The organism is Melghirimyces algeriensis, assembly GCF_900182565.1.
Lineage (GTDB): Bacteria > Bacillota > Bacilli > Thermoactinomycetales > DSM-45169 > Melghirimyces > Melghirimyces algeriensis.
The window spans coordinates 299,066-323,058 of record NZ_FXTI01000002.1 but is presented as its reverse complement, the minus strand read 5'-3'; the positions used below and the strand labels follow the sequence as shown (position 1 = coordinate 323,058).

The 23,993-nt window shown below is 46.7% G+C and carries 30 protein-coding genes and 1 tRNA gene; 24 read left to right on the top strand and 7 right to left on the bottom strand.

The features are described from left to right. Positions 1-38 precede the first annotated feature (38 nt). Positions 39-494, bottom strand: coding sequence for an acyl-CoA thioesterase (locus tag FN782_RS04725; protein WP_142504615.1), 456 nt, complete (start codon positions 492-494; stop codon positions 39-41). An 80-nt stretch (positions 495-574) separates the two neighbouring features. On the opposite strand from FN782_RS04725, the gene FN782_RS04720 reads away from it, so the two are divergent. The 3 genes from FN782_RS04720 to FN782_RS04710 all read left to right on the top strand — a co-directional run bounded on the left by FN782_RS04720 (position 575) and on the right by FN782_RS04710 (position 2,509). After that, positions 575-796 carry a hypothetical protein gene (locus tag FN782_RS04720; protein ID WP_185956035.1) on the top strand — a complete coding sequence of 74 codons (222 nt, stop codon included), beginning with the start codon at positions 575-577 and terminating at the stop codon, positions 794-796. A 15-nt stretch (positions 797-811) separates the two neighbouring features. Next, complete coding sequence (gene queF, locus FN782_RS04715) at positions 812-1,240, top strand: preQ(1) synthase (RefSeq protein WP_142504613.1); 429 nt, start codon at positions 812-814, stop codon at positions 1,238-1,240. A gap of 93 nt (positions 1,241-1,333) precedes the next feature. Then, a complete protein-coding gene (locus FN782_RS04710; RefSeq protein WP_142504612.1) occupies positions 1,334-2,509 on the top strand; it encodes an MFS transporter in 1,176 nt (391 codons plus the stop codon). A gap of 341 nt (positions 2,510-2,850) precedes the next feature. Here the strand turns inward: FN782_RS04710 and FN782_RS04705 are convergent, their stop codons facing one another. Beyond that, entirely contained in the window at positions 2,851-3,045 is a 195-nt protein-coding gene (locus tag FN782_RS04705; protein WP_142504611.1) for a hypothetical protein, read from the bottom strand. Positions 3,046-3,373: 328 nt separating this feature from the next. Between FN782_RS04705 and FN782_RS04700 the strand changes: the two genes are divergently transcribed. After that, complete coding sequence (locus FN782_RS04700; protein WP_142504610.1) at positions 3,374-4,087, top strand: TetR/AcrR family transcriptional regulator; 714 nt, start codon at positions 3,374-3,376, stop codon at positions 4,085-4,087. Between the two features lie 71 nt (positions 4,088-4,158). Here FN782_RS04700 and selA read toward each other — a convergent pair whose 3' ends face one another. Continuing rightward, on the bottom strand, positions 4,159-5,568 hold the full coding sequence (gene selA / locus FN782_RS04695; RefSeq protein ID WP_142504609.1) for an L-seryl-tRNA(Sec) selenium transferase: 1,410 nt from the start codon (positions 5,566-5,568) through the stop codon (positions 4,159-4,161). 75 nt (positions 5,569-5,643) lie between these two features. Then, on the bottom strand, positions 5,644-6,699 hold the full coding sequence (selD, locus tag FN782_RS04690; protein WP_142504608.1) for a selenide, water dikinase SelD: 1,056 nt from the start codon (positions 6,697-6,699) through the stop codon (positions 5,644-5,646). 168 nt (positions 6,700-6,867) lie between these two features. On the opposite strand from selD, the gene FN782_RS04685 reads away from it, so the two are divergent. The 6 genes from FN782_RS04685 to FN782_RS04660 all read left to right on the top strand — a co-directional run bounded on the left by FN782_RS04685 (position 6,868) and on the right by FN782_RS04660 (position 13,562). Further along, positions 6,868-8,031: a cysteine desulfurase family protein gene (locus tag FN782_RS04685; protein WP_142504607.1), complete on the top strand. Its 1,164-nt coding sequence runs from the start codon at positions 6,868-6,870 to the stop codon at positions 8,029-8,031. Further along, positions 8,028-9,224 (top strand): tRNA uracil 4-sulfurtransferase ThiI, encoded by a 1,197-nt coding sequence (gene thiI / locus FN782_RS04680; RefSeq protein ID WP_142504606.1) that lies wholly within the window; start codon positions 8,028-8,030, stop codon positions 9,222-9,224. The genes FN782_RS04685 and thiI overlap by 4 nt, the downstream gene beginning before the upstream one ends. A gap of 71 nt (positions 9,225-9,295) precedes the next feature. Then, positions 9,296-10,948, top strand: coding sequence for a M20/M25/M40 family metallo-hydrolase (locus FN782_RS04675; RefSeq protein WP_142504605.1), 1,653 nt, complete (start codon positions 9,296-9,298; stop codon positions 10,946-10,948). Between the two features lie 135 nt (positions 10,949-11,083). Continuing rightward, on the top strand, positions 11,084-11,749 hold the full coding sequence (locus FN782_RS04670) for a TerC family protein (protein WP_142504604.1): 666 nt from the start codon (positions 11,084-11,086) through the stop codon (positions 11,747-11,749). Positions 11,750-11,863: 114 nt separating this feature from the next. Further along, positions 11,864-12,454, top strand: coding sequence for a YkoP family protein (locus FN782_RS04665; protein ID WP_142504603.1), 591 nt, complete (start codon positions 11,864-11,866; stop codon positions 12,452-12,454). After that, entirely contained in the window at positions 12,447-13,562 is a 1,116-nt protein-coding gene (locus FN782_RS04660) for an MGDG synthase family glycosyltransferase (RefSeq protein ID WP_142504602.1), read from the top strand. Before FN782_RS04665 ends, FN782_RS04660 begins: the two co-directional genes overlap by 8 nt. A gap of 28 nt (positions 13,563-13,590) precedes the next feature. On the opposite strand, the gene FN782_RS04655 is transcribed toward FN782_RS04660, so the two are convergent. Together FN782_RS04655 and FN782_RS04650 are read right to left on the bottom strand one after the other, a co-directional pair. Next, on the bottom strand, positions 13,591-14,421 hold the full coding sequence (locus tag FN782_RS04655) for a metallophosphoesterase (protein WP_142504601.1): 831 nt from the start codon (positions 14,419-14,421) through the stop codon (positions 13,591-13,593). 118 nt (positions 14,422-14,539) lie between these two features. Next, a tRNA-Gln gene (locus FN782_RS04650) sits at positions 14,540-14,614 on the bottom strand. Positions 14,615-14,772: 158 nt separating this feature from the next. Here FN782_RS04650 and FN782_RS04645 point away from each other — a divergent pair. Genes FN782_RS04645 through FN782_RS04615 form a run of 7 tightly spaced genes read left to right on the top strand, consistent with a single transcriptional unit; the run spans position 14,773 to position 18,900 of the window. Then, positions 14,773-15,855 (top strand): GspE/PulE family protein, encoded by a 1,083-nt coding sequence (locus tag FN782_RS04645; RefSeq protein WP_142504600.1) that lies wholly within the window; start codon positions 14,773-14,775, stop codon positions 15,853-15,855. Further along, entirely contained in the window at positions 15,848-16,894 is a 1,047-nt protein-coding gene (locus FN782_RS04640; protein WP_185956034.1) for a type II secretion system F family protein, read from the top strand. Before FN782_RS04645 ends, FN782_RS04640 begins: the two co-directional genes overlap by 8 nt. A gap of 16 nt (positions 16,895-16,910) precedes the next feature. Beyond that, the gene (locus tag FN782_RS04635) at positions 16,911-17,249 is read left to right on the top strand and encodes a competence type IV pilus major pilin ComGC (protein ID WP_142504598.1); all 339 of its coding nucleotides are present in this window, start codon (positions 16,911-16,913) and stop codon (positions 17,247-17,249) included. After that, positions 17,239-17,691 (top strand): prepilin-type N-terminal cleavage/methylation domain-containing protein, encoded by a 453-nt coding sequence (locus tag FN782_RS04630; protein WP_142504597.1) that lies wholly within the window; start codon positions 17,239-17,241, stop codon positions 17,689-17,691. Before FN782_RS04635 ends, FN782_RS04630 begins: the two co-directional genes overlap by 11 nt. Next, positions 17,688-18,050 carry a type II secretion system protein gene (locus FN782_RS04625; protein ID WP_142504596.1) on the top strand — a complete coding sequence of 121 codons (363 nt, stop codon included), beginning with the start codon at positions 17,688-17,690 and terminating at the stop codon, positions 18,048-18,050. Before FN782_RS04630 ends, FN782_RS04625 begins: the two co-directional genes overlap by 4 nt. After that, entirely contained in the window at positions 17,987-18,511 is a 525-nt protein-coding gene (locus tag FN782_RS04620) for a hypothetical protein (RefSeq protein ID WP_185956033.1), read from the top strand. Before FN782_RS04625 ends, FN782_RS04620 begins: the two co-directional genes overlap by 64 nt. Continuing rightward, complete coding sequence (locus FN782_RS04615) at positions 18,508-18,900, top strand: hypothetical protein (protein ID WP_142504594.1); 393 nt, start codon at positions 18,508-18,510, stop codon at positions 18,898-18,900. The genes FN782_RS04620 and FN782_RS04615 overlap by 4 nt, the downstream gene beginning before the upstream one ends. A gap of 175 nt (positions 18,901-19,075) precedes the next feature. Here FN782_RS04615 and FN782_RS04610 read toward each other — a convergent pair whose 3' ends face one another. Beyond that, positions 19,076-20,098: an ABC transporter ATP-binding protein gene (locus FN782_RS04610; protein ID WP_142504593.1), complete on the bottom strand. Its 1,023-nt coding sequence runs from the start codon at positions 20,096-20,098 to the stop codon at positions 19,076-19,078. A 241-nt stretch (positions 20,099-20,339) separates the two neighbouring features. Here FN782_RS04610 and FN782_RS04605 point away from each other — a divergent pair, with 241 nt between their 5' ends. From FN782_RS04605 to FN782_RS04580, 7 genes are all read left to right on the top strand, one after another. Beyond that, positions 20,340-20,867, top strand: a complete 528-nt coding sequence (locus FN782_RS04605) for a shikimate kinase (protein ID WP_246064841.1) — start codon at positions 20,340-20,342, stop codon at positions 20,865-20,867. Positions 20,868-20,910: 43 nt separating this feature from the next. Continuing rightward, positions 20,911-21,117 carry a YqzE family protein gene (locus FN782_RS04600; RefSeq protein WP_142504592.1) on the top strand — a complete coding sequence of 69 codons (207 nt, stop codon included), beginning with the start codon at positions 20,911-20,913 and terminating at the stop codon, positions 21,115-21,117. After that, complete coding sequence (locus FN782_RS16665) at positions 21,114-21,275, top strand: hypothetical protein (RefSeq protein WP_185956032.1); 162 nt, start codon at positions 21,114-21,116, stop codon at positions 21,273-21,275. Before FN782_RS04600 ends, FN782_RS16665 begins: the two co-directional genes overlap by 4 nt. Next, positions 21,272-21,541, top strand: coding sequence for a YkuS family protein (locus tag FN782_RS04595; protein ID WP_142504591.1), 270 nt, complete (start codon positions 21,272-21,274; stop codon positions 21,539-21,541). The genes FN782_RS16665 and FN782_RS04595 overlap by 4 nt, the downstream gene beginning before the upstream one ends. Before the next feature lie 107 nt (positions 21,542-21,648). Further along, entirely contained in the window at positions 21,649-22,752 is a 1,104-nt protein-coding gene (ispG, locus tag FN782_RS04590; protein WP_142504590.1) for a flavodoxin-dependent (E)-4-hydroxy-3-methylbut-2-enyl-diphosphate synthase, read from the top strand. Between the two features lie 156 nt (positions 22,753-22,908). Continuing rightward, a complete protein-coding gene (locus tag FN782_RS04585) occupies positions 22,909-23,136 on the top strand; it encodes a DUF378 domain-containing protein (RefSeq protein WP_142504589.1) in 228 nt (75 codons plus the stop codon). A gap of 130 nt (positions 23,137-23,266) precedes the next feature. Continuing rightward, positions 23,267-23,971 (top strand): gamma-glutamyl-gamma-aminobutyrate hydrolase family protein, encoded by a 705-nt coding sequence (locus FN782_RS04580; RefSeq protein WP_142504588.1) that lies wholly within the window; start codon positions 23,267-23,269, stop codon positions 23,969-23,971. Positions 23,972-23,993: the final 22 nt, after the last annotated feature.

Sequence of the window (23,993 nt, the reverse complement as noted above, 5' to 3'; positions counted from 1 at the left end):
CCCTCTCCTTGGATCGAAGGGAGGGTGTTTTTTGCTTGTTAAGCGGTGCCAATTCCTTCAACCATTTCGATCTGTTTCCTCAATTCATCAGGGATGGGGGTGCTTTTTTTGGTATTTTGATCGATGAATACCAAAGTTCCCCGACCGGTGGCGACGAGTCGCTGATCCGCGGCAGTTTGAAGGCAATATTCCAAGTCGAGAGAGCTGTTTCCCAAGCGAGCGGTTCGTACACCCAGCTTCAATTCTTCCCGCAAGAATGCTTCACTGTGATAGTGGCAACAAATATCTGCGGTAACTGCTGTCAATGGTAGGTGGTGAAATTGCAACTGCTCCAGATACTCCAACCTCCCCTGTTCAAAATAGACAATGTGATGGGTATTGTTCAAATGGCCAGACATATCCGTCTCACAATAGCGAATCCTAATGTTCGTAAAAAAATGAAATTTGTCCGTCCACTCTTCCAGGTTGGGCTGAATATAGGTGGCTCTGCTCACCTTTCAATCACTCCTGTTTCTTTTTGTAGTTTGGGTGGATATTCTTTTATGCTACCACATGGTTATGGTGGGCAGAAATAATGGTTTCTGATACAATGATATGGACTTTTGAAAGAGACATATGGAGAGTTCGAAATCCCCGCGCCACCATGGCCTTTTATGGAGCCGTGCCGAACCTGATGGAGTTGATGACAGGACAATATCTGGTGAAAATGATGGTAGCAGTGATCGATACTTCAGTTGTATATGGGTTGGTATGGATCATTCACAAGCAATGGTCGATTGACCATTTGATAAATTAAAGGAGGAGAAAACCTATGGGTAAAGCAACAGTTGATCACAGCAAGTACCAGAAGATCCGTTTTGATATCCAGGATGAGTCAGCCATTATGACTGATATTCTAGAAACTATCCCCTATGAGTATCCGGGAAAAGATGTGGAGGTGGAGATTCCTACAGCAGAATTCACTTCTGTTTGTCCTTGGTCGGGGCTACCTGATTTTGCAGAGATCCAGATCACATTTGTGCCGGATCAGCATTTGATAGAGATGAAATCGTTAAAATATTATTTGACATCCTATCGGAATGTAGGAATCTATCAGGAGCATGCCACCCGCAGAATCTTGGATGAACTGGTTGCTCTGGCGAAGCCGAAATATATGAAGGTGGAAGCTTTGTGGAATCCCAGGGGAGGACTGGGAACCCGCGTGGTGGCAGAATATCCGGAGAAAAATAACAGGGGTTGAGATAACCGGGAACACGCCCGGTTGTTTTATTCTTCAAGCTGCTTCTTGTTCGTTTGGGAATGGGTGGATTGAACATAGAGAGGAAGAGCAGTGATGATAAAAGCGAACCAATGGGCACGGATTCAATTCAGTTTCTTTTTTTATTTGGTCTTCTTTGGGATTGGCGGTTTGTTTCCTTTGTTGAGTGTGTACTTTAAAAATGAAGTGGGTCTGACAGGGGGACAAATCGGTACGCTCCTGTCCATTGGCCCCATTGTTATGGTGTTTACCCAACCTCTTTGGGGAATGATCTGTGACTATACCGGAAAACCCAATCGTATGCTGATTTTGGCCGTGATGATGACCGGAATGTTGGGATTGGGGTATCTGGTTCTGGATACTTATGCGGGGATGTTGGTATTGGCAGCTTGTTTAGCTGCCTTTCAAAGCGCGATTATTCCCACATCAGATAGTATTGCCATGAATTTTGTACATCGTGCTGGGGGTCATTACGGGAACTTGAGACTTTGGGGAGCGATTGGATTTGCCAGTGCAACCTGGATCATGGGAGAATTAGCAGAAAATCTGGGGATGCATGTGATCTTTTTCGGTTTTGCCGCTTCCCTGTGGGCATGTGCAATCATAGGATTAAAATTGCCGAAAGAAGAGGTTTCTTTTGATCTGGATCTCCGATCCGGTCTATCTCGCCTGATTAAAATGCCACGTTTTAGTCTGTTCCTGCTAGCCACCTTTCTGATTTTTGGTCCTGTCCAAGCCAATAACACGTATTTTGGTCTTCTGTTTCAGCATTTGGGAGGGACAGTGGCGGGAGTAGGATTAGGCTTTCTTTTTGCTGCCGGGAGTGAAGCTCCCTTTATGCGTTTTGCCGGGCCCTGGATTCGTAAATGGGGGATGTTGACTGTAACATTGTTTGCTACACTGGTATCCGGAATCCGGTGGCTTTTCTATGCATTGGAGCCGTCCCTTTTCTGGGTTTACGTTACCACAGTCAGTCAAGGATTCTCTGTTGGATTGTTTATTCCTGCGGCTCTTCAATATGTTCGCGATCTTGCTCCAAAAGAAGTCCGGACAACAGCTATTTCTTTATACGCTGCTGTGGGTACGGGATTGGGAAATTCATTTTTTACCCTGGTAGGTGGATATATGTTGGATTGGATCGGGATTTCTGCCACCTATCTGATGTATGGCCTATCCACACTTGCCGGCGCAACCATTTTAATGTGGGTGAAGAAATTGGAGAAGTTCAAAACAGAGCCGGTGAGATCATGATCCGGGTTTGAGACTCCACACGCCTAAAGGCATGGGATTCTTGGGTAGTTAGTGCCCTCAGTCCATTTCTGATTCGGAAGACTCCCAAATCAGCCCGTCCCATGCCGTTCTGCGGCTAGGTCGCATGTACCCGCATGGGTGGCGTACCTGTTACCAGTACGTTGGTTCCTTTTACTCACTCCTATGGTTTTACCCGGCGCGAGAGACGCGTTCGTCGCTGGAATCCCCTACCATAACGAACCCACTGCGAGTGGGATAGGCACCGCTAATACATTCGATTGCCCTGCGACGGGTTGCTTTTGCTACACCCTAAGGGGAGGCTCTTGCAACGCCATCTTTCATTAGTCCTGTGTATCTACATATTTTGCAATATACTCTTCTGCTAGCGTTTCCACTGCTTCCTGAATCAATTCCGTTTTGGTGATAAACTGATCAGGATCTGTTTTCTTTTGATTGTACTTTTGCACCATCTGTTCCAGCGTATGATCCAGATCCGCAGGGATCGCAATTGTAATCCTCCGGTTGTTGTTATCCATGGGGAAACCTCCATCTGTGAGTTCGTTCCCTTAGCTTTCTTCCATTCTGTCAAACGATTCATTCCGTTTACAGACAATAGATTGTAGGATAAGATGATAGTAAGTAATCACTTACTCAATTATGAGATGAAAAAGGACTGAAGAGAGCCATTTGCCGAGGTCGTCTATCTGTCCTGATTTGACCGTAGAGAAAAATGCCGGATTTTATACAGGAGAAAAGAGATCACAAACCGGAGGACAAGCGGTGTAATCGAGGAATCAAGGGAAACATTGCGGAAAGTCAGTAAAAAAGATATCTTTATCAGTTCGTGGAGGAGGAAAGTGGAGTATGAAAGAATCAGAAAAGTCGTGGGAAGAATGGATCGAGTGGATTGCCCAGGATTATGGTTTAAATTTGGACAGGCAAGATCGGGAAACGGACAAGCAAAAGCGCATTCTGGAAGCAGCGATGCATATTTTCTCAGAACGGGGGTTTGAAGGAGCATCCACGAGTGCAATTGCTCATCGGGCCGGTGTGGCGGAAGCGACGATTTTCAAACATTACCGGTCCAAGAAAGGGTTGCTTTTACATTTGGTGATTCCGGCCATTTCCAAGGTGGCCACACCGTATCTCTTGCAGCCTGTGGTGAAAATTCTGGATCAAGACAAACCATTGGATGAGTTGTTTCATGAATTTTATGCCAATCGTGTCAACTTAGTTGAAGGAAATTGGAAAAAGGTAAAGATCATTCTTGTGGAAAGCCTGTTTCAGCCGGAATTGCGGGAAGCTCTGCATAATCATGTGGCCAAGGCATTTTATGAAGTGGCATCAGACCGGATTGAACGTTGGAAGCGGGAAGGACGCGTTCGCGATGATCTTCCTACACATGTAATTGCTCGAAGTATCCTTTCCATCGGGATTGGTTATCTTTTGGCAAAAAATAAAGCTTTTCCAGGCTTTTTGGTTCAAGAGGAAGAAGAGCAGGAGTTGGTCTGGATGGCGGATGTCATTCTTCATGGAATTGCGGGTCCCAAGGAAAAAGGAGCTTCTTCACGGGATTGACAACAGGTGCAGGAGGGTTGATGTTCCCTTTCCTCCTGCAATTCTCTCGGTTCACAAAGCCATTTTTTGGGTCATGTTTGAAGAGCATACCGAAAACTTTCCGTAATGGTGGGGAAATCATTTTCTTCCAGTGTCCGGGGGTCCAGCAATAACCAATTTTGAGAAGTACGGCCGACCACGGGTTTAGGGGCAGATCGCAGACGTTGGACCAACTGGGATACAGGAATCGAATGGGAGCGTATGGCTACACAGACCGTGGGGAGTTCCACCTCAGGCATGGACCCTCCTCCCACCTCTGAATGGGAAGAAACCATTTCAATTTGAAGCTTTTCTTTTGTTGTTTCTTGAATGGTATGGGCTAACTGCCTTGCGGCCTCCTGCAATTCTGTTTTTTTCCGCAAAATTTGACGCAGGGTGGGAATTTTCTGTGCTGCTTCCTTTGGGTTAAGGTAGTGGCGCAAGGTGGCTTCCAGTGCGGCCAGAGTGAATTTATCAACGCGGAGGGAGCGGGTGAGTTGATTTTTCTTCAACCGATCCAACCATTCTTTTTTACCCACAATGATTCCTGCCTGAGGTCCGCCCAGCAATTTATCCCCACTGAAGCTGAGAAGGTCCACCCCCGCTTGGATGCATTCCTGTACCGTAGGTTCCTTTCCAATTCCATGTTTCTTCAAATCGTAGAGAACCCCGCTTCCCAAGTCCTCATAGAAGGGGATGCCATGATTGCGAGCCAATGCGGTCAATGCCTCCCGCGGGACTTCTTGAGTGAAGCCAATGATTCGGAAGTTGCTGGTATGTACTTTTAATACCATTCCTGTTTCTGAGGTTACTGCTTGTTCATAATCCTGGATACGGGTTTTGTTGGTGGTTCCCACTTCGACTAAACGGGCGCCGCTTTCCTGCATAATTTCTGAAATCCGAAAGGAACCACCGATTTCTACAAGTTGTCCCCGTGAGAGAATCACGTCTTTTCCTTTGGTCAGTGTTTGAAGAATATGAAAGACCGCCGCGGCGTTGTTATTGACTACCATTGCCGCCTCGGCTCCGGTAAGACGGCAGAGAAGTGCTTCCACATGGTCATAGCGGGACCCTCGAATCCCCTCATGCAGTTGAAATTCCAAGTTGCTGGCGGAACGCGCCACCTGATGAACGGCTTTAACGGCATCCTCACTCAGAATGGCCCGCCCCAGATTTGTATGTAGGACGATCCCTGTTGCGTTGAGAATAGGACGGAGTTGGGGTTCTGTCAAATGATGAAGGGTTTTTATTGCCTGGGCAATCAATGCACTCTCCGTTATTTCCTCCCGGAATGATAGGTTATCCAGTATTTCCCTCCTTTTCATGGTGAGTGTATCCCTTACTGTCTGGGCCACCCACTCCCTGGGAAGACGTTTTAGATAGGGAGATAGTTCTTTTCGGTCCAGAAGCTGATGAACTGCCGGCAAACGACGCAGCGCTTCTTGTTGTTCCACCGTCGGCATAAAGCTCAACCTTTCCTTCAAGGGATTCTGGATGTTATCGATCCCCTGTCCAAGCACAGGGGACCGACGATTTACTTACACATTTACTTGGATCGTTCCAGGGTGCCTTTCTGTCACTTGTCCGATGATCCGGGCATCGTTTACCTGGTTCTGATGAAGAAGATCCAGTGCTTTTTCAGCCTGCTCTTTGGGAATGGCGAAGAGCAGGCCACCAGAGGTAACAGCATCACAAAGGATCGTCTGCATGAAGCTGCTAACCCCATCCTTTATAATCAGGTGATCCTTTAGATAGCGGATATTTGCTTGTGTACCGCCGGGAACAATGCCTTGAGCAACCAATTCTTCCGTCCGTGGAAGGATGGGGACCGCATGGGCATCGATTTCAAGCCCGATGGGTTTACCAAGACACATTTCAAAGGCATGTCCTAACAGTCCAAAACCTGTAACATCGGTACAGGCATGCACATCCATCTCTGATAGACTTTCGGCGGCCGCTTTATTCAATGTGGACATCACTTGGGTAACCCGGTGAATCTCTTCCTTGGTGACTTGATCCCGCTTGATACCAGTGGTATATATACCGATGCCAATCGGTTTCGTTAAAATGAGTCGATCGCCGGGACGACCTCCTCCCTTGCGCCAGAGTTTGTCCGGATGTGCTTTTCCGGTAACAGCCAGTCCAAACTTGGGCTCTGGATCATCGATGGAGTGACCGCCAATAATGATAGCGTCGGCCTCTTTTACTTTGTCCGATGCACCCCGGAGGATGTCGGCCAACAGGGAGGCATTCAGTCTGGAGATGGAGAAGCCAACCAGGTTGAGAGCGGTGAGAGGGTGTGCCCCCATGGCATAAATATCGCTCAAGCTGTTGGCTGCGGCGATCTGGCCAAAGGCATAAGGATCATCCACAACCGGGGTGAAAAAGTCAACGGTTTGGACAAGAGCTGTATGGTCGTCGAGTTGAATCACCCCCGCATCGTCAGGATCAGACAAGCCCACCAATAGATCCGGGTGATTCTCATCTTGTGGTAAATGACGCAGTACCTGCGCCAGGTCCGAAGGACCGATTTTGCACCCTCATCCAGCTTTGGAGGAAAGCTGGGTGAGTCGGATTTCGTCCCGCTCTTTCATGGCTTCACCTCCCGGATTTTATGTTCCGATTTTATCATACCCTGTAAGGGAATATGAAAGAAAGAGGAAAGCTTTCAGTACGGGACTGTTGAAGCTTCTTTTACCGGGTGAGTTCCTGTGTTATGATGGTTTTCAGATTCTGTGAGACTGGAAAAAGGATGAACCGTGATGATTTATATGGACAACAGTGCAACCACGCAGCCTGATCCGGAAGTGGTTCAGGTGATGACGGATGTAATGGTCAATGTGTTTGGAAATCCGTCTTCCCTTCATGATTTGGGAGGAAAAGCGGAACGTCTTTTGACACAAGCAAGGAAAGCCATTGCTCATACCTTGGGCGTTTCTCCAAGGAGTTTGGTTTTCACCTCAGGTGGAACGGAAGCCAATAATTTGGCCCTCAAAGGAGTGGCTCTTCAATATCAAAGACGTGGGCGGCATTTCATTACCACCCAGGTGGAACATGCTGCTGTGTTTGAGGTTTGCCGTCAATTGGAGCAGATGGGCTGGGAGGTCACATATCTGCCCGTGGATGAAAAGGGACGTGTCCAACCGAAGGATGTGGAAGCAGCGATCAGAAACGATACGGTACTCGTTTCCGTAATGCATGTGAACAATGAGGTGGGAACGGTTCAGCCGATTCCGGAGATCGGTCGGATTGTGAAAAAACATCCAAAGGTCTTCTTTCATGTAGATGCGATTCAATCCTTTGGCAAGTTGCCCGTTCGGCCCCAGGATTGGGGAGTTGACCTTATGAGCCTATCAGGTCACAAGTTTCATGGTCCCAAGGGAGTCGGTTGCCTTTATGTTCGAGAGGGAGTGAAGCTTTCCCCACAATTGGTCGGAGGGGGACAAGAAGAAGGGTACCGTTCCGGTACGCAAAATGTACCGGGGATTGCGGGATTGGCCAAGGCTGCAGTGCTGGCTGAACAGAAGCGGAGGGAAACCGCAGTTCGCCTTTCCCATTGGAAGCAGGAGATGATCAGGGAATTGGCAGCGAAGCTGGCAAATGTTCAAATCAACGGGGATACTTCGACAGAAGGAGGGTCTCCTCATATTCTTTCTCTCTCTTTTCCGGGTTTAAAGTCAGAAGTGATTGTTCATTCCCTTGAGGAACAGGGTGTCTATGTCTCCAGTAAATCGGCCTGTTCCTCCAAAGGAGAGCAACCGAGCCGGGTGTTAAAAGCGATGGGATTGGATGACCAGACAGCAATTGGTTCCATCCGAATCAGTATGGGAGCGCAAACTACCGATGAGGATGTTCATCAATGCATGAAGGCCCTAACCAAAGTGATTCCCCCATTACAACGAATGATGAAAGGTGCGTCAAAATGAACGATTTGATTTTGGTCCGTTATGGTGAATTGGCTTTAAAGGGTAAAAACCGCTCAGATTTTGAAAACCGCTTGCTCCAAAATATCCGGGAGAAATTGAAACCTTTTTCGGGAGCTAAAGTAAAGAAAACGTTTGGTCGTATGTTTGTAGAACTGAATGGTCAGCCGATGGAACCGGTGGTACAGGCGTTATCAGAGGTTTTTGGAGTGGTGGGAATTTCTCCTGCCAAGCAGGTGGATTCAGATCTTGATCGCATTCAGGAAGCGGCTTTGGATTTGGCAAAGGAAGCTGTCCCGCGTGCAAAGACGTTTAAAGTGATTGCCAAGCGGACGAGGAAGGATTTCCCGCATCGATCCCAGGAGCTTAACCATCTTGTGGGAAGTTATATTTTAAAACGAATCCCGGAATTGCGGGTGGATGTCCATAATCCGGAGTTCGCCTTGCGTGTGGAGGTACGGAAAGAAGCCACATATCTTTATGGATCGGATATTCCCGGTCCAGGAGGGCTGCCAGTGGGCAGCAGTGGTCGGGTGATGTTAATGCTGTCAGGAGGAATTGACAGCCCGGTGGCAGGCTATCTGAGTATGAAACGAGGGGCGGCACTTCATGCGGTTTATTTTCACAGTTATCCGTTTACCAGTGAAAGGGCTCAACAGAAAGTGGAAGATCTGGGGCGAATTTTGGCGAGATATGGTGGGAAAATACGTCTTTATGTCGTCCCTTTTACAGATATTCAAACTGAAATCAAAGAAAAGTGTCCATCCTCCTATATGATTACGATTATGCGCCGGTTTATGGTGCGAATCTCCGAAGAGTTGGCTCGCAAAAACAAAGCGCTGGCTTTGGTGACCGGAGAGAGTTTGGGTCAGGTTGCCAGCCAGACCCTGGAAAGTATGAATGCTATTAATGACGTTACCCGAATGCCAATCCTCCGGCCACTGGTTGGAATGGACAAACAGGAGATTATGCAAATCTCCCGAACCATTGGTACTTATGAGACATCCATCCTTCCGTATGAAGACTGCTGTACCGTGTTTCAACCCAAATCCCCCGTTACACGTCCCACAGTGAAACGATCAAGGGAGTTGGAATCTCCGCTGAATGTGGAGCAGCTGGTATCCGATGCTGTGGAAGGAACCAAGTGCATGGTGTTGAAATCAGATCGGGAAGAGGATGAGTTTTCCCTATTCTAAAACGCCCCTCATGTTTGTATAACAGATAGGAGAGTGGCTGTTTCAATTATGAATGGAAAGGAGGGAGCGGGATGAGGGATTGGAAAGATCAAGTGTTCACCTTGACGAAAGAGCTGATACACCATCCGAGTATCAATGGTACGATCGGAGAACGGGATATGGCTTACCTGATCCATGATTACTTTAAAGAATTGGCTTATTTTAAGGAGAATCCCGGTCATCTCCGTTTGGTAAAAACTCAGGGGGATGAACGGGAGCGGTATAATGTAATGGCTCTGGTTAAGGGAGGATATGACTCCATACATGGTGAAACCGTGATCTTAATGGGCCATATGGATACCGTGGGGGTGGATGACTACGGGAAATGGAAGCGACTTGCTTTCGCTCCGGAGGAACTGATGGATCGGTGGAAAAGTGGAAAAATCCCGGAGCAGGTAAAAACGGATTTGGAAGATGGAGAATGGGCCTGTGGCCGTGGGTCTGTGGATATGAAATCCGGAGTGGCTTCCAATATGGTATTGACGCGATATTTTGCAGAGCATCCGGAAGAATTGAAAGGGAATATCCTTTTTCTGTCGGAATGTGATGAAGAAGATAACTCTCACGGAATTCGTTCGGCGCTTTCAGATATGCTTTATCTAGCCCAAGAGGAAAACCTGGACTATATCGCCGCGATTAACACAGACTACACATCTCCGCGCTTTGAAGGAGACCCCAATCGGTATGTTTATTTGGGAACAGTGGGAAAGTTGTTGCCCGCTTTCTTTATTGCTGGTAAGGAAACCCATGCTGGACAAACCTTTGAGGGATTTGATCCCAATCTGGTGGCAGCAGAACTGACCCGGCGTTTGGATTATAATCCGGATTTTTGTGATGAGCTTTACGGAGAAACGACGTTGCCACCGATCTCTTTGAAACAGACCGATTTAAAATCTCAATATGATGTTCAAACCCCTTTCTCCGCGTTTGCATACTATAATTTTTTCGTTCACAGCTGGTCACCCAAGGATGTGATGGAAAAATTGAAAAAGGTTGCACGAGAGGCTGTGGACGCTGCTTGGGAGCAATATCACCATCGTTACCGAACCTATTGTCTTCGCACCGATGAACCCTATCAACCCCAAATGGGAACACCCAGGGTTTATACGTATGAAGAATTCTACAATCAATGTTTGGAAATGTATGGGGTGGAGTTTGAGGAAAGCATGCGTGTGTTTGCGATGAGTCTGCTAAATGAGGAGGAATTGGACCTCAGGGATTACTGTCGTCGGATGGTGGAAGAACTGTGGAGCTGGGACGATGAAAAAACCCCAGCAGTCATCCTGCTGTATGCATCCATCTATATTCCCCGCATTGTGTTGGATGAAACGGATCAACGGGATCGCCGTTTGATTCATGCAGTAAACCAGGCGGTAAGCACGATTCAACCTCAATGTGAACAACCCATTCAAGTGCGAAATTTTTTTCCTTATATTTCCGACATGAGTTTTGTGGCCATCAGCGATGATAAAGAAGGACTGGACTCCTTTGAAAAAAATATGCCCGCATGGGGGATGAAATATCGAATGGATCGAGAAGCTATACAGTCACTGGACGTCCCAGTAGTTAATATCGGTCCTTATGGGAAAGATGCCCATAAACAGTGGGAGCGGGTGGAGGTTCCCTATTCCATGGAGATTGTCCCCAATTTAAACTATCAGGTCATACTAAATCTGTTGGGATAGGGTCACATACCAGTTACTGTACAGGTTTGTCTGTTTTTCTACTTTCCGATCCAGGGTTTAGAGAATTGTGAGCGAGAAAACCCATGTTCAGGGTATGACAATGTATGAACAAAGGGAAGGATTGATTTTGTAGCGATGGATGCTCAGTTTTGGATTGGCTTTTTCAACATTATCATTTTGGATTTGGTTCTCAGCGGAGATAATGCTGTGGTTATCGGGATGGCTGCGCGAAAACTGCCCCAGAATCAGCGGAAAAAGGCGATTGTGTGGGGAACAGCGGCTGCGGTTTTTCTCCGGGTATCCTTAACGTTGATTGCAGTCTGGTTGTTGGAAGTACCCCTTTTGAAAGGCATCGGAGGGATATTGCTCCTGTGGATCGCGATTCAGCTGTTGACGGATGATGATGGAGAAGCGGATATTCATACGGGAGAAGGACTTCGCTCAGCGATTAAAACGATTATTGTCGCTGATGTCGTCATGAGTCTGGATAATGTGTTGGCAGTGGCCGGAGCAGCTCATGGTAACTTTTGGTTGGTTTTGTTTGGACTGGCTTTGAGTATCCCCATTCTGATGTGGGGAAGTAAACTCGTCGCTTCCATCATGAACCGTTTTCCTTGGTTGGTATATGTAGGAGCCGGTATTTTAGCCTATACCGCTGGACAGTTGATCGTGGAAGATCCAATCATTCATGCACGTATCATTCGCCAGATGGAAATACTAACATGGTTGATTCCTGTCGTATTGATTGTATTTGTAATGATTATCGGAAGAAGTCGTCGCTCAAAAACATCCTCTCCTTAGGTTTTATCTTCTAACATACTTGAACCCCCGACCGATTCGGACAAGGGGGTTCAAGTATGTTTTTTTCTTATCTGAAGAATACTAACATCGGCTTTCCGGAAAGGAGGGTTGGTGGTGGTAACGGGAACCTTTCTTACAGCTTGGCGCTGGGTGGACAAAATTTATTATGGAATAACACGCCTGCAATATGTGGATCAGTCGAATCAAAATCTGTTCCGTATTGTGATCAAACCATATCGTGGGGAGCCGCTGAAAACCAGGGATGGAGTTTGGTTGAAAAAAGGGGACTGGTATGCAAAGCTTCATCTTCATAACCTCCGCATTGCCCAGCTTTTGAGAGAAAACACAGAGCACCATTCCGGGATCAGAGATGAATTATTGATTATTCGTGAAATCCGAAAATCCTTTCCGGCCCTCACCGAGTATTTGGAACATCATCCTCATGGAAAAAGCGTTCATGTTTTATTAGGTACAACGTTTTTGTATCATGGTTCCAAACGATTGGGTTTTGATGTGCAAGAGCTCCCAAGTGCGTTTCGAGCATGGATGAAATCGCTCTTTTTGCAATGTATCTTACTTTGTTGTCATCCTCAGGGATGGAGACGACTTCAACAACAGAAGGATAAATGGATTCCAAAACGGGTATTTATCTCTAAGGAGCAGTTAAATCAGCGCTATAAGATGCGGGGTTGTGATTATGGATAAGGTGCTTATATTAACAGAGGAGATTGGCGGGCGTGGACATTATCAGGCAGCCCAAGCGATCCGGAAGGGACTAAACTGGATGGAACCTGATCTGGAGGTAGAGGTTTCTTGTGGCTTGTCTCACTTCAGTCGTTCTTTGGAATCCTTTATCCGCAAAGTCTATTTGAATACCCTGCAATATGCCCCCGGACTGTGGGGGGCAGCTTACAGCAAGGAACATGAATTTAGTGAAGCTTTTCGCTCTTCATTATCCCGGATATTATTACGAAAAATGCGGGAGATGTTAAATCAATATCGTCCCCGTGTGGTGGTAAATACCCATGCATTTTGCTTGGGAGCAATGGCAGAATTGAAAGACCAGGTGGAACAGCCATTTTACCTTGGTGCTGCGATTACGGATTTTGACGTGAATGGCTTTTGGGTTCACCCTGCCGTGGATTTTTATTTCGTTGCACATCAACAGGTTGCAGAAACGTTAAAAAAACGGTTTGGAGTTTCCGAACATCAAATCTACCAGACAGGGATCCCAATTGATCCGATCTTTTCCGAGCCTTTTTCTGATCGTCAAGCTTTTCGACGTAAGGTGGGAATTGATGTTCACGCTTTTTCGGTTCTTCTGATGCGAGGAGGTGTCGGTCTAGGGCCGATGGAGCAAGTGATTGCCCAGTTCCTTGAGGACATGCCGGAGGCCCATTTAATCGTAGTGACCGGAAAGAACAAGGAGTTGCTGACTCAGTTGCAATCGTCTTATCAACATGAAAAACAGGTTCATCTCATGGGTTATGTGAACGGTATACGGGACTGGATGGCAGCTTCTGACCTGATTGTTACAAAGCCGGGGGGGTTAACCAGTTCAGAAGCTCTGGCTACAGGACTTCCCATCTTGATATCGCAACCGATCCCCGGTCAGGAAGAACGAAACAGCCAATTTCTGATTCAACAGGGGGTGGCTCTCCGTCAAGATCTGCCCCAGGCCATTCCACGAGAGATTCGTCCGCTGATGGAGACTCCTTCGGGATGGCAGGATATGCGCCAACGAGCGTTGAATTTGGGACGTCCCCAATCCTCTCTGGATGCGGCTGAGATTATTGCCGATTATGTACATTAAAAACCGACCCTTGAATCGGGTCGGTTTTTTACATTTTAACGGAAGGTCCTCCACCAATACTGTGGAAAGTGATTTCAGGGCGGCAACGAAGTCGTATATTAAAGGCGGTTTGACCTAATCCGTCACTGATATAAAAAGCCCGGTTCTGATGATAGTGAAGTCCACTGATCATGTTCTGTTCAGGAAGCTTGCCCATTTTTTTCAAATGATAGGGTTTCGGCCAGTGAATTTGTCCACCATGGAAATGACCAGACAAGAGATAGTCGAAGTGGTGGTTCATTTCCAGTACAATTTCCGGGTCATGAGTAAGAACCAGGTTGATTCCATCCTTTATGCCGTTAAACGCTTTATCCGGATTGCTGCGACCAGTGTAATGATCATCAATTCCTATGATGTTCAAGTGCTGGTTTTCGACAGGAATCCGGACATGTTCATTTTTTAGCACAATACAACCGCGCTTTTCCATCTCTTTTTGCAGATGGGGAAGGTGGTCGACAATTACATAATCATGGTTTCCAAAGACGGCATACATTCCATACCGGGGGTTGAGTGTTTTTAATGTGTCCAAGTATTGCAGAAAACGGTCAATCATCGGGACAGTATCCAGATAATCTCCAGTCAGTGCGATTAAATCAATCCGTTCACTTTTCACTTGTTGAAGAAGTGCTTCTGGAGAAATCGACAGTTTTTCCATATGAAGATCAGATAAATGCAGAATCCGCAGTCCCTGGGATTCCAAGGGGTGAGAGACCTGGATATCCACTCGTTTTACCAGTGGTCGGAAGGTATTCCAACGAGCAATCCCCCAGATGGTGAAAAATACACTGATCAATATCAAAAAAGCCCAACCTAATGTCAATATTCTCACCACCTTCTATAAAAAGAACCATATATGTGGACATGTTAAAGGATTTTGCCGAAAAAGTCGAGAGGCAAATACATGAAAAAACCTTGGGGCTCTGTCCCAAGGTTTTCTGTGGCTGGAGAGGCAGGATTCGAACCTGCGCATCACGGAGTCAAAGTCCGTTGCCTTACCACTTGGCTACTCCCCACGATCAACTTGACATTTTTAATATGGAGGAGAAGAGAAGAAAATATACATCCCTCAGGAAACCTTGAAGAAAAAAATTGCAGATATCAGAAGGTAGATAGGATAAATTGTCGAATATTTGTTTTATATCATATTTTTTCCAATAAAGGCAGGTGTGCAATGGATACAGCAGGCTACGTGTCACGTTTGATGGAAGAAGCCATTGAAGCCCGTGCCAGTGACATCCATATCGAACCACAGATGGACAGTCTTCAGATTCGTCAACGGGTAGACGGCTTTCTCCTATTTGTCGATTCCCTCTCCAAAGAAAATATACAACCGCTTATTTCAAGAGTGAAAGTAATGGGGCATTTGGACATTGGGGAAAAACGACTTCCACAAGATGGAGCTTTGACGGTGACATACCAAGGAGAACGGGTGGAAGTGAGGGTTTCCAGTGTTCCTTCCGTGCATGGGGAGAAATTGGTATTGCGACTGTTGCGAAACAGACCGGAACGGATGTCTGTGGCGGAATTGGGGATGGGGGCAACAGAAAAGCAGCGTTTGCAGGAAATGATTGGACGATCCCGTGGGCTTATACTGATCACGGGACCGACGGGATCAGGCAAAACAACCAGTCTTTATGCAATTCTCCAGGAGTTGAACCGCCAAGAGTTAAGTCTTGTGACCTTGGAAGATCCTGTCGAATATCCGCTTTCTGGAGTCAATCAAATTCAGGTGAACAATAAAGCGGGATTGACCTTTGCAAGAGGACTTCGGGCAGTACTCCGCCAGGACCCCGATATTATTATGGTCGGGGAAATCAGAGATGTAGAGACAGCTGATGCGGCCATTCGTGCAGCGCTTACAGGACATTTGGTGTTGTCCACTTTGCACACGGCGGATGCGTGTTCTTCCATTACACGTCTGTTGGATATGGGCATTGAGCCTTACCGGATTGCTTCTGCACTGACCGGAGTGGTGGCTCAAAGGTTGGTTCGCCTGATCTGCAAGCAATGTGAAGGAAACGGCTGTGAGAAGTGTTGGTATAAAGGTTTGAAAGGTCGGACAGGAGTGTTTGAAGTGCTGACGATCAAGGAGGACTTTCATCCATTCATTGTGAATCGCGCCCCGCTCTCCCGTATTCGTCAGAAATTTCGAAACAAAGGGGTGCGTTCGCTTGCGGAGTCCATCTTGGAAATGGTGACGAATGGGGAGACCACCCTGTCCGAATATCACCGGGTGGTGGATGTACATGAATGAGTGGAAAAGAAGAAAGTGGAATGCAGACCGCTTGTCGGAGTTCAGTCGTCATCTGTCCCATTTGTTGGATGCGGGATTTCCTTTGGTTCCCAGCATTCGTCTTCTGTCGGAGCAAAGGGTGATCCGGCCAGAAGAAGCCGAAAGGGTCTTGCGGTGTCTCGATCAAGGGATGAGTCTCTCTGTTGCATTGAAACAGGAAGGGTTTCCCTCCCTTTTCATCTCCTTTATCCAGGCGGCAGAAGAGTATGGAGATTATGGATTTGGTCTGAAACAGTGTCACGCCTATTATCGGGAAAAGGGACGGTTTATTCGGGAACTTACCCGGTCACTGACCTATCCACTGATTGTGTTTCTGTTGGTGATTCTTTCCCTTTTGTTTTTGATGACCACTGTGGTACCCCGCTTTTCAGAGATGTATGAGACGATGGGACTTACCTTGCCGTTGTATACACGGATTTTTATTTCCATCCATGGCTCTCTACGGGTTGTTCTTTATAGTGTGGGAGGGGTATGTGCTATTGGTTTCCTGCTTTATCTTGTCAGCCGTCGCCTTCCTTCAAAAATACGGGGGCGGTGGACAGCTCCAGTTTACGCTTTGCCATTGATTCGTTCCTATTTTGCTTTGCGATTTACTCATTACTTGGCGATTCAGTTGGGTTCCCTCTTGCAGTCAGGTGTTCCTCTGTTGAAAGCGATGGAGATCATGGAATCACTCACACCGTGGAATCCGCTTCAAAAAGGGCTTTTTCGTGTACGGGAGCGGCTGTTGGCAGGAGAGAGTTTGTATCGTTCTCTGGAACAGGAAGGAGCGTTGTTTCTTCCATCTCTCCATCGTTTAGTAGCCTTGGGAGAAGAATCGGGAAGTCTGGAAAAATCCTTTTTGAGTTTGGCTCAGGGAACGGAAATGTTGATCAAGGATCGGCTGGATCGACTGACGCAGAGTCTGGAACCTGTGTTGATCTTTTTCATCGGCATTCTGATGGTTGCTACGGTGCTTGCGTTGTTTTTACCGATGTTGCATTTGGTTCGCGCGGTTTAAAGAAAGGAGGAGAGGGATGAAAAAACGGTTGTTTCAGGATGAACGAGGGTTTACGTTAATTGAAATGCTAGTCGTCCTTTTTGTCATAGGAGTGATTATTGCAATTGCTTTGCCCAATTTGAAGAATGCAGGGGAGGCAGCACAGGAAAAAGCATGTAAAGCGAATCGAAAATTGATCGGCTCTCAGGCAGATAATTACTATTTGGAGTTCGGCAATTATCCCAGCAGTGTAAAAAAAATGAAGCGTCGAGGATATCTTAGAACGGTTCCCACTTGTCCGGCAAAGGGGACATATCGATTTCAGAAAAACGCTCCGGTGGAAAAGCGAGTAAAGTGTTCGGTTCATGGGGATTGACAAAAGGCCACAAGATCAAGGGGGATGGAGCCTGGTTGAGCTAACCATTACACTCACCTTGATTGGTCTGTTGGCCGCGTTAGCGTTGCCAGCGTTTGTACAATGGGGGGACCGGTTGGAGCGAAAGCAATTCCTTAGCCTTCTGGCTGAGGACCTTCGAATGGCGCAACGAAAAGCTCAGGCTCTGGAGACGGAAATTTCCCTGTCTGTAAGCAGGGATGGACAGCATTATTCCGTGTGGATCGGTAATCGCTGTCTGCAAAAGGAAATGGTCCCGTCCGGAATGCGTCTTCAGAGCAATTATCCTTCCGGACGGATTGTTTTTCGGAGATCGGGACAGGCGAGGGGTGGCACCTTCTATTTGATTGATGGGGAAGAGAAGGTGGGTCGGGTGGTTGTACAGGTGGCTTCCGGGAGACCACGGGTGGAGGTGGTTCCATGAAGGGAGAAGGTGGTTTTACCTTGGCCGAGACAGTAACCGCTCTAATGGTATTTGGCATACTGGTCTCTGTGGGCCTACCTATCCTCAGTGAAATGAAAATACAGTACCGAGTCAACATGCAAAGAATGGAAGCTACTGTGTTGCTGAAATCGGAGATGGAACGGATTCAATCGTCCTCCGTGCCAGTGCCTTCCCAAGGGATGAAAAAGAGTGAACAAGATGGAACCGTCTATAAAATTCGTTGGAAGAAAAAAAGAGTCCATTCGCATCTTGCGGGTACCTATGTGGAGGTTTTATGGAACGACGCCCAAAAGCGAAAGCAAAAGAGAAGTCTAAAAGGGTTGGTTTATTGGAAGTGACCAGGGACGATCAGGGTTTCACTTATGTGGAGTTGGCTGTTGTATTGTCATTGCTTCTCCTGATCATTCCAGTGGTTCTTGCAGTCAGTCTGGATTTGGAGCAAGCATTGAAACAGTTGATTGCGGAACAGGAGCTTCGTTCGGAAGCAGAAGCATTTGCAACGGATATCCAAAAGGATGTTCAGCGGGGAAACCATTTTCGGCTTTCTCCGGAAGGGTGGCTGTTGTTTGATTTTCCTACCGGGGAAACCCTCCGGTATCGGCATGATCGGCGTCGGGTGATTCGAAGTGTCAAAAAGCCAGGTCATTCCGCTTTTCGGGGAACAACGGTTTTGCTGCACAATGTGTATTTTATCAGCTTTCATCCCCATAGAGGAGGTGTATCCATCGATTTGGGGATGCAGAATTGGCATGGGGATGTTGAAAGGGAGTTTTTTATTCGGGGGAGGTTGGACGAATGAGTCACCAGGGGACAGGGCTCCGGGATGAACGGGGAATCGCCTTGCCTTTTGTATTGGGTGTAACGGTGCTTGCCTTTCTCCTGATCACAGCTGCTCTCTCCATATTTAGCCGCTCGCTTCACGGTGAACGGTTGGATTGGAAACTGGCTCAGGCTCAGTATGCGGCGGAAAGTGGAATCGCACGTATGCAGCAGAAAGTATGTACAGACCCTTCATGGAGGCGCCCTCTCTCCACCCCGATGAATGGAATTCAAACCCATACCGCGGTTCAAAAGATAGAAAATGATACCCTTGAGATTCGTTCCATCGCTAGGGGAGACGGTGTTAAACAGACGATTACCGCTGAGGTAAACCTTCCTGACTGTACCATCGTCCGATGGAGTTCGTAACTGGAGTGATAACACATCCCTGACATACCTAGGGAAGGGTTGCTGATTTAGACGAAGGAGGGACAGCCAATCGTCCCTCCTTGTGTTACTGCAAATTTCGTTTCTTTTGGTTGTCTCTGTTCAAAGACGGCAATCTTTTTCTTTCCTCGGAAAGTAATGAAGTGCCTTTTTTCATTTATATGGAAATACAGTCCTTTTTCGGCAGGTGGATCAACACCTGATCGCCGTTTACAAAAGAGGGTACGTTATGGTGTAAATAATCCACGCACACGTTTGTTTTGGCTGTTTCAATTTCATATCGGAGCACGTTTCCAATCATTGACCGGTCCTTGATTCTTCCCTGTAAAACCCAGTAGTGCTCTTTATTCTTCATCGATGACTCATCAACGTTCGATAACTGAATCACTTCCGGTCGGATGGCCACTTCAAAACCGTCAAATTCCGTATTCCCTGTCATCTGTTGAAAATCCTTGCAACTGAATACATTGTAGTTTCCAATAAAACGGGCAATAAAGGAGGAAGCGGGATGGGTATAGATTTCCGTGGGTGTACCGGATTGGATGATCTGCCCTTCATTCATGATAAAAATCCGGTCGGACAGCGTCATCGCTTCATCTTGATCATGGGTTACAAAAATTGTAGTGATTTCTAACTCTTTCTGGACCCGTTTCAATTCCTGTTGCAGACTCTTACGAATCTGGGCATCGAGAGCACTCAGGGGCTCATCGAGAAGAAGCACCTTTGGTTTCATCACCAGAGAACGGGCAAGGGCCACCCGTTGCTGTTGACCTCCGGAAAGCTGATGCGGATAGGCATCTTCTTTGCCGTTCAGATGAGTGAGGTCGATCATGTTTTGCACTTCCTGTTTGATGGAGCGGCTGTTCATTTTTTTCATCCTTAAACCAAAGGCGATGTTATTGAAGACGGTCATATTGGGAAAAAGGGCGTAGGATTGAAAGACCATGCCGACTTGACGATGCCTAGGTGCAAGATTTGTGACCTCTTTTCCATCGATAAAAATGGACCCCTCATCCACCTCTGTCAACCCGGCGATGGCCCGGAGCAAGGTGCTTTTTCCACACCCGCTCTGCCCCAGCAAAGTGACCAATTCTCCATTTTTCACCAATAGGCTAATGTGGTCAAGGACCGTGTTTTCACTGTAACATTTGCTTACTTGATCAATTGTTATATAACTCAATGTTAATCCTCCTTCCTATAGCATGTTTCGAAGGGGCGTGTACTGCAATGATGACAAGTTGGCTCAAACCCATTTGAGGCATCTTTGGGGACGTTTGTCATCGTAGGATTGCACGATTTACACAAACGGTCATGGATACCATGCGAGAGCCTTGCCCTTATACTCAGAGTTCTTCCACTTGCTCACAAACGGTTGATACGCGTGTTATAATAGCGAAAACCTTTGACAGGAGCGATACAGCTTGAGTGGGAAACATCTGATAATCATTGGATTTATGGGAACAGGGAAGAGTTCAGTCGGTCAAGTACTGGCGAAAAGAATCGGTCGAACGTGGATTGATACCGACCTGGAAGTGGAACGCAAAGTCAATAAGAGTATATCAGAACTGTTTGAAGAGAATGGGGAAGCTTGTTTTCGATTGTGGGAAAAACACGTTCTGATTGAAGCACTGGCAGAACGTCCTGCGGTGATCACCACCGGAGGTGGAATTGTCCTGGATCAAGACAATGTGAAACAGATTACCGATTCCGGCTGGGTGGTTGCGCTGGATGCTTCTGTGGACGAATTGATCAAACGGCTGAAGGCAAATACCTCCCGTCCTCTTTTGTCAGGAGATGTTCGGGAGCGTGTGACTCAATTAAAAAAGAAACGTCAAGGGGCTTACGATTTTGCCGATTTCCATCTGGATACCTCTGGTTTAACTCCGGATGAAGTGTCGGATCGGATTTTAAGGAATTGGAAGGAGATAACGGATGAATTGGGGGTTTAAACGACTCTCCCTTGGTTAAACTGGAAGCGGGGAGGTGAAGTCCATGTCGACACAGGATTATTTGAAATTTCTGGTGCAGGAAGTGGTTAAACATATGGACACTCCCAAGGAACAACGCAAGGAAAAACGGATGAACCGTCGTCAAAAGCGTCTCCCTTGGGCATATCGATGGTTTGGTATGGTTCCTCTTGGGATGAAAATGTTTGCTTCCAAACAAAAATCCCGTTTCTCAAGGGGAGATTTGGAATGATAAAGGAAAGCAAATCCTATAAGTTGGTTAACCTTCAAAACCGCCAGGATGTCATGGAGGAAATTGCAAAAACGGAACGGGATCTAAAGCGGATGCTGGGTGGTCAAGTGGCCTTAATTGCTTATGTAAAAGAAGATGATCAAAAACAAAGAAGGTGAGGATTTTGAACCAAACGCGAGTGGCTGTTGAAGAGGGATTGACAAATGTAAGTCAGTATCTTGAAAGCCAGGGGTGTCAAGTGGAAAATCTGGACCGTACACAGCTTCAAAACTGTGATTGTTGTATCATTTCCGGTGGTGACAAAGATATGATGGGTATGCAGGATACATTTGGAGAAATCCAGGTGATCAATGCGGAAGGAATGACACCGGAAGAAGTATATCAGATGGTTCAACGGGGGAAGGACCAGAAAAATCAACAATAAGTTTTGCATAAGTGTCGGAGCCAAATCAACTTGGCTCCTTTTTTGCGTTTTCGAATTGATATATAATAAGCAGAGTGTGAAGTTTATGAATTAAAGGGGCGAGTCAGATGTATCATCGCACTCAGACACGGTCGGTAAAAGTCGGTAGTGTACAAATCGGTGGAAATGATCAAGTTGTTATTCAAAGTATGACTACGACCAAAACGCATGACATAAAAGCGACGGTAGATGAAATCAATCGCTTGGAGGAGGCCGGATGTCAAATTGTCCGGGTCGCTTGTCCGGATATGAAAGCCGCTGAAGCGATTTCCGAAATTAAAAAACAGATCAATGTCCCACTGGTGGCAGATATTCACTTTGATTATCGTCTGGCTTTAAAGGCGATTGAAGGTGGAATTGATAAGATCCGAATCAATCCGGGGAACATCGGCAGACGGGAAAAAGTGGAACAAGTGGTAAAGGCGGCGAAAGAGCGAGGAATACCGATTCGCATTGGTGTAAATGCCGGTTCGCTTGAGAAAAGAATCCTGGATAAATACGGATATCCGACAGCAGAAGGTATGGTGGAAAGTGCGCTGTATCATATTGGAATTCTGGAGGATCTCGATTTTCACGATATTGTTGTATCTTTGAAAGCTTCGGATGTTCCTTTGGCCATTGAAGCCTATACCAAAGCAGCGGAAAAAATCAAATATCCTCTCCATCTGGGAATTACAGAATCTGGAACGCTGTTTTCGGGAACGGTTAAAAGTTCTGCTGGAATGGGAGCCATTCTTTCCCAGGGTATTGGTTCCACCATGCGGATTAGTCTTAGTGCTGATCCAGTTGAGGAAGTGAAGGTGGCCAGGGAACTTTTGAAGAGCTTTGGCTTGGCTGCCAATGCCGCTACTTTGGTTTCCTGTCCCACTTGTGGTCGGATTGAAATTGACCTGATTAAGATTGCAAATGAAGTGGAAGAGTATATCTCCAAGATCAAGGCGCCGATTAAAGTTTCTGTTTTGGGTTGTGCGGTAAATGGTCCCGGTGAAGCGAAAGAAGCGGACATTGGAATCGCTGGCGGCAGAGGGGAAGGTTTGCTGTTCCGTCATGGGAAAACCATCCGCAAAGTGCCGGAAGATCAAATGGTGGAAGAACTGAAAAAAGAGATCGATAAATTGGCTGAAGAACATTATCAAAAACAGGAGATGGAGAAAGAAAAAACGAAAATGTAAATATTGGACATGATGTAACAGCCGTCTGTTCAAGGTCGGCTGTTTTTTTCACTTACACAATATGAGCGTATCGGTTCTGGTGAAAAAGATGGATAAAAACCCCCTGATTGTTTGCATACTAGTAGTGACTAAAAAATAAGGAGGGGGGTATATCACATGAGTGCTTTTTCGCGACTCGCTTTGATCTTGGTTATTGTGGGAGCTCTGAACTGGTTGTTGGTGGGCCTTTTTCAATGGGATTTAGTGTCCGCTCTGTTTGGCGGGGATGCGATCCGCGAATCTTCTGGGTTCAGCCGGTTTATTTACTCCCTGGTTGGGCTGGCTGGCATATATTCCATCCGGTTTCTGTTTGGTGACAGAGTCCCTGCAGAGAATGCCCAATAAAAAAATGTAAAAAAGCGCCGAGGTCTCCAAGAGATATCCGGCGCTTTTTAATCACACATTATATAATGAAAAATCATAATAATAAAATATATATGTAGCCTGAAGAATGATGGGAGGGGAGATTGATGTGATGCGGCCGGTCATCGGGATTACAATGTCCATGAGGCGGGAAGAGAACCGTTTAACCCTGCATCGTGACAACAGTGATGCCATTTTCCTCGCGGGAGGGCTTCCTTTTCTCCTTCCCTATACAACCGATAAACATTGTCTTCATCAAATGGCGAAACGGATGAATGGGTTGCTGTTGACCGGTGGAGGGGATATTGACCCTGGACTCTTTGGCGAGGAGCCACTGCTTGGTCTGGGGGAAGTGGAGCCGGAACGGGATCGGATGGAAATGGCTCTTTCACAAATGATGATCGAGGCAAACAAACCGGTTCTCGCTCTGTGCAGGGGATTTCAAATTTTAAATATTGCCTTGGGAGGGGATATGTATCAAGATCTGTATACCCAACGGGAAGGAGTGATTCAACATTACCAAAAAGCGACACGGGATCATGCCTCCCATACCATTCAGATTGCAAAAGATACAACCCTCCGAAAGGTTGCAGGTGTGGACCGGATAAGAGTCAACAGTTTTCATCATCAAGCGGTTCGTCGGATTCCAAACGGATTTATCGTGTCTGCCACAGCACCTGATGGGGTGACAGAGGCTTTTGAGAAGATTGGGGAACCATTTGTGATGGGTGTACAGTGGCATCCTGAGAACCTTTATAAAAAAAGTGCTTTCGCACGACATTTGTTTCAAACATTTATAGATGCCTGCAAAGCGTAAAGAAAGACCCGCACGATGAAGC

Coding starts and splice junctions, on each gene's coding strand:
- FN782_RS04615 (WP_142504594.1), top strand. CDS start 18,508: ATGAGTCACCAGGGGACAGGGCTCCGGGATGAACGGGGAATCGCCTTG.
- FN782_RS04710 (WP_142504612.1), top strand. CDS start 1,334: ATGATAAAAGCGAACCAATGGGCACGGATTCAATTCAGTTTCTTTTTT.
- queF (WP_142504613.1), top strand. CDS start 812: ATGGGTAAAGCAACAGTTGATCACAGCAAGTACCAGAAGATCCGTTTT.
- FN782_RS04685 (WP_142504607.1), top strand. CDS start 6,868: ATGATTTATATGGACAACAGTGCAACCACGCAGCCTGATCCGGAAGTG.
- FN782_RS16665 (WP_185956032.1), top strand. CDS start 21,114: ATGATAAAGGAAAGCAAATCCTATAAGTTGGTTAACCTTCAAAACCGC.
- FN782_RS04630 (WP_142504597.1), top strand. CDS start 17,239: ATGGGGATTGACAAAAGGCCACAAGATCAAGGGGGATGGAGCCTGGTT.
- ispG (WP_142504590.1), top strand. CDS start 21,649: ATGTATCATCGCACTCAGACACGGTCGGTAAAAGTCGGTAGTGTACAA.
- FN782_RS04600 (WP_142504592.1), top strand. CDS start 20,911: ATGTCGACACAGGATTATTTGAAATTTCTGGTGCAGGAAGTGGTTAAA.
- selA (WP_142504609.1), bottom strand. CDS start 5,568: ATGCCGACGGTGGAACAACAAGAAGCGCTGCGTCGTTTGCCGGCAGTT.
- FN782_RS04705 (WP_142504611.1), bottom strand. CDS start 3,045: ATGGATAACAACAACCGGAGGATTACAATTGCGATCCCTGCGGATCTG.
- FN782_RS04720 (WP_185956035.1), top strand. CDS start 575: ATGGTTTCTGATACAATGATATGGACTTTTGAAAGAGACATATGGAGA.
- FN782_RS04645 (WP_142504600.1), top strand. CDS start 14,773: ATGGATACAGCAGGCTACGTGTCACGTTTGATGGAAGAAGCCATTGAA.
- FN782_RS04700 (WP_142504610.1), top strand. CDS start 3,374: ATGAAAGAATCAGAAAAGTCGTGGGAAGAATGGATCGAGTGGATTGCC.
- FN782_RS04675 (WP_142504605.1), top strand. CDS start 9,296: ATGAGGGATTGGAAAGATCAAGTGTTCACCTTGACGAAAGAGCTGATA.
- FN782_RS04585 (WP_142504589.1), top strand. CDS start 22,909: ATGAGTGCTTTTTCGCGACTCGCTTTGATCTTGGTTATTGTGGGAGCT.
- FN782_RS04660 (WP_142504602.1), top strand. CDS start 12,447: ATGGATAAGGTGCTTATATTAACAGAGGAGATTGGCGGGCGTGGACAT.
- FN782_RS04635 (WP_142504598.1), top strand. CDS start 16,911: ATGAAAAAACGGTTGTTTCAGGATGAACGAGGGTTTACGTTAATTGAA.
- FN782_RS04620 (WP_185956033.1), top strand. CDS start 17,987: ATGGAACGACGCCCAAAAGCGAAAGCAAAAGAGAAGTCTAAAAGGGTT.
- FN782_RS04670 (WP_142504604.1), top strand. CDS start 11,084: ATGGATGCTCAGTTTTGGATTGGCTTTTTCAACATTATCATTTTGGAT.
- FN782_RS04625 (WP_142504596.1), top strand. CDS start 17,688: ATGAAGGGAGAAGGTGGTTTTACCTTGGCCGAGACAGTAACCGCTCTA.
- FN782_RS04640 (WP_185956034.1), top strand. CDS start 15,848: ATGAATGAGTGGAAAAGAAGAAAGTGGAATGCAGACCGCTTGTCGGAG.
- thiI (WP_142504606.1), top strand. CDS start 8,028: ATGAACGATTTGATTTTGGTCCGTTATGGTGAATTGGCTTTAAAGGGT.
- FN782_RS04580 (WP_142504588.1), top strand. CDS start 23,267: ATGCGGCCGGTCATCGGGATTACAATGTCCATGAGGCGGGAAGAGAAC.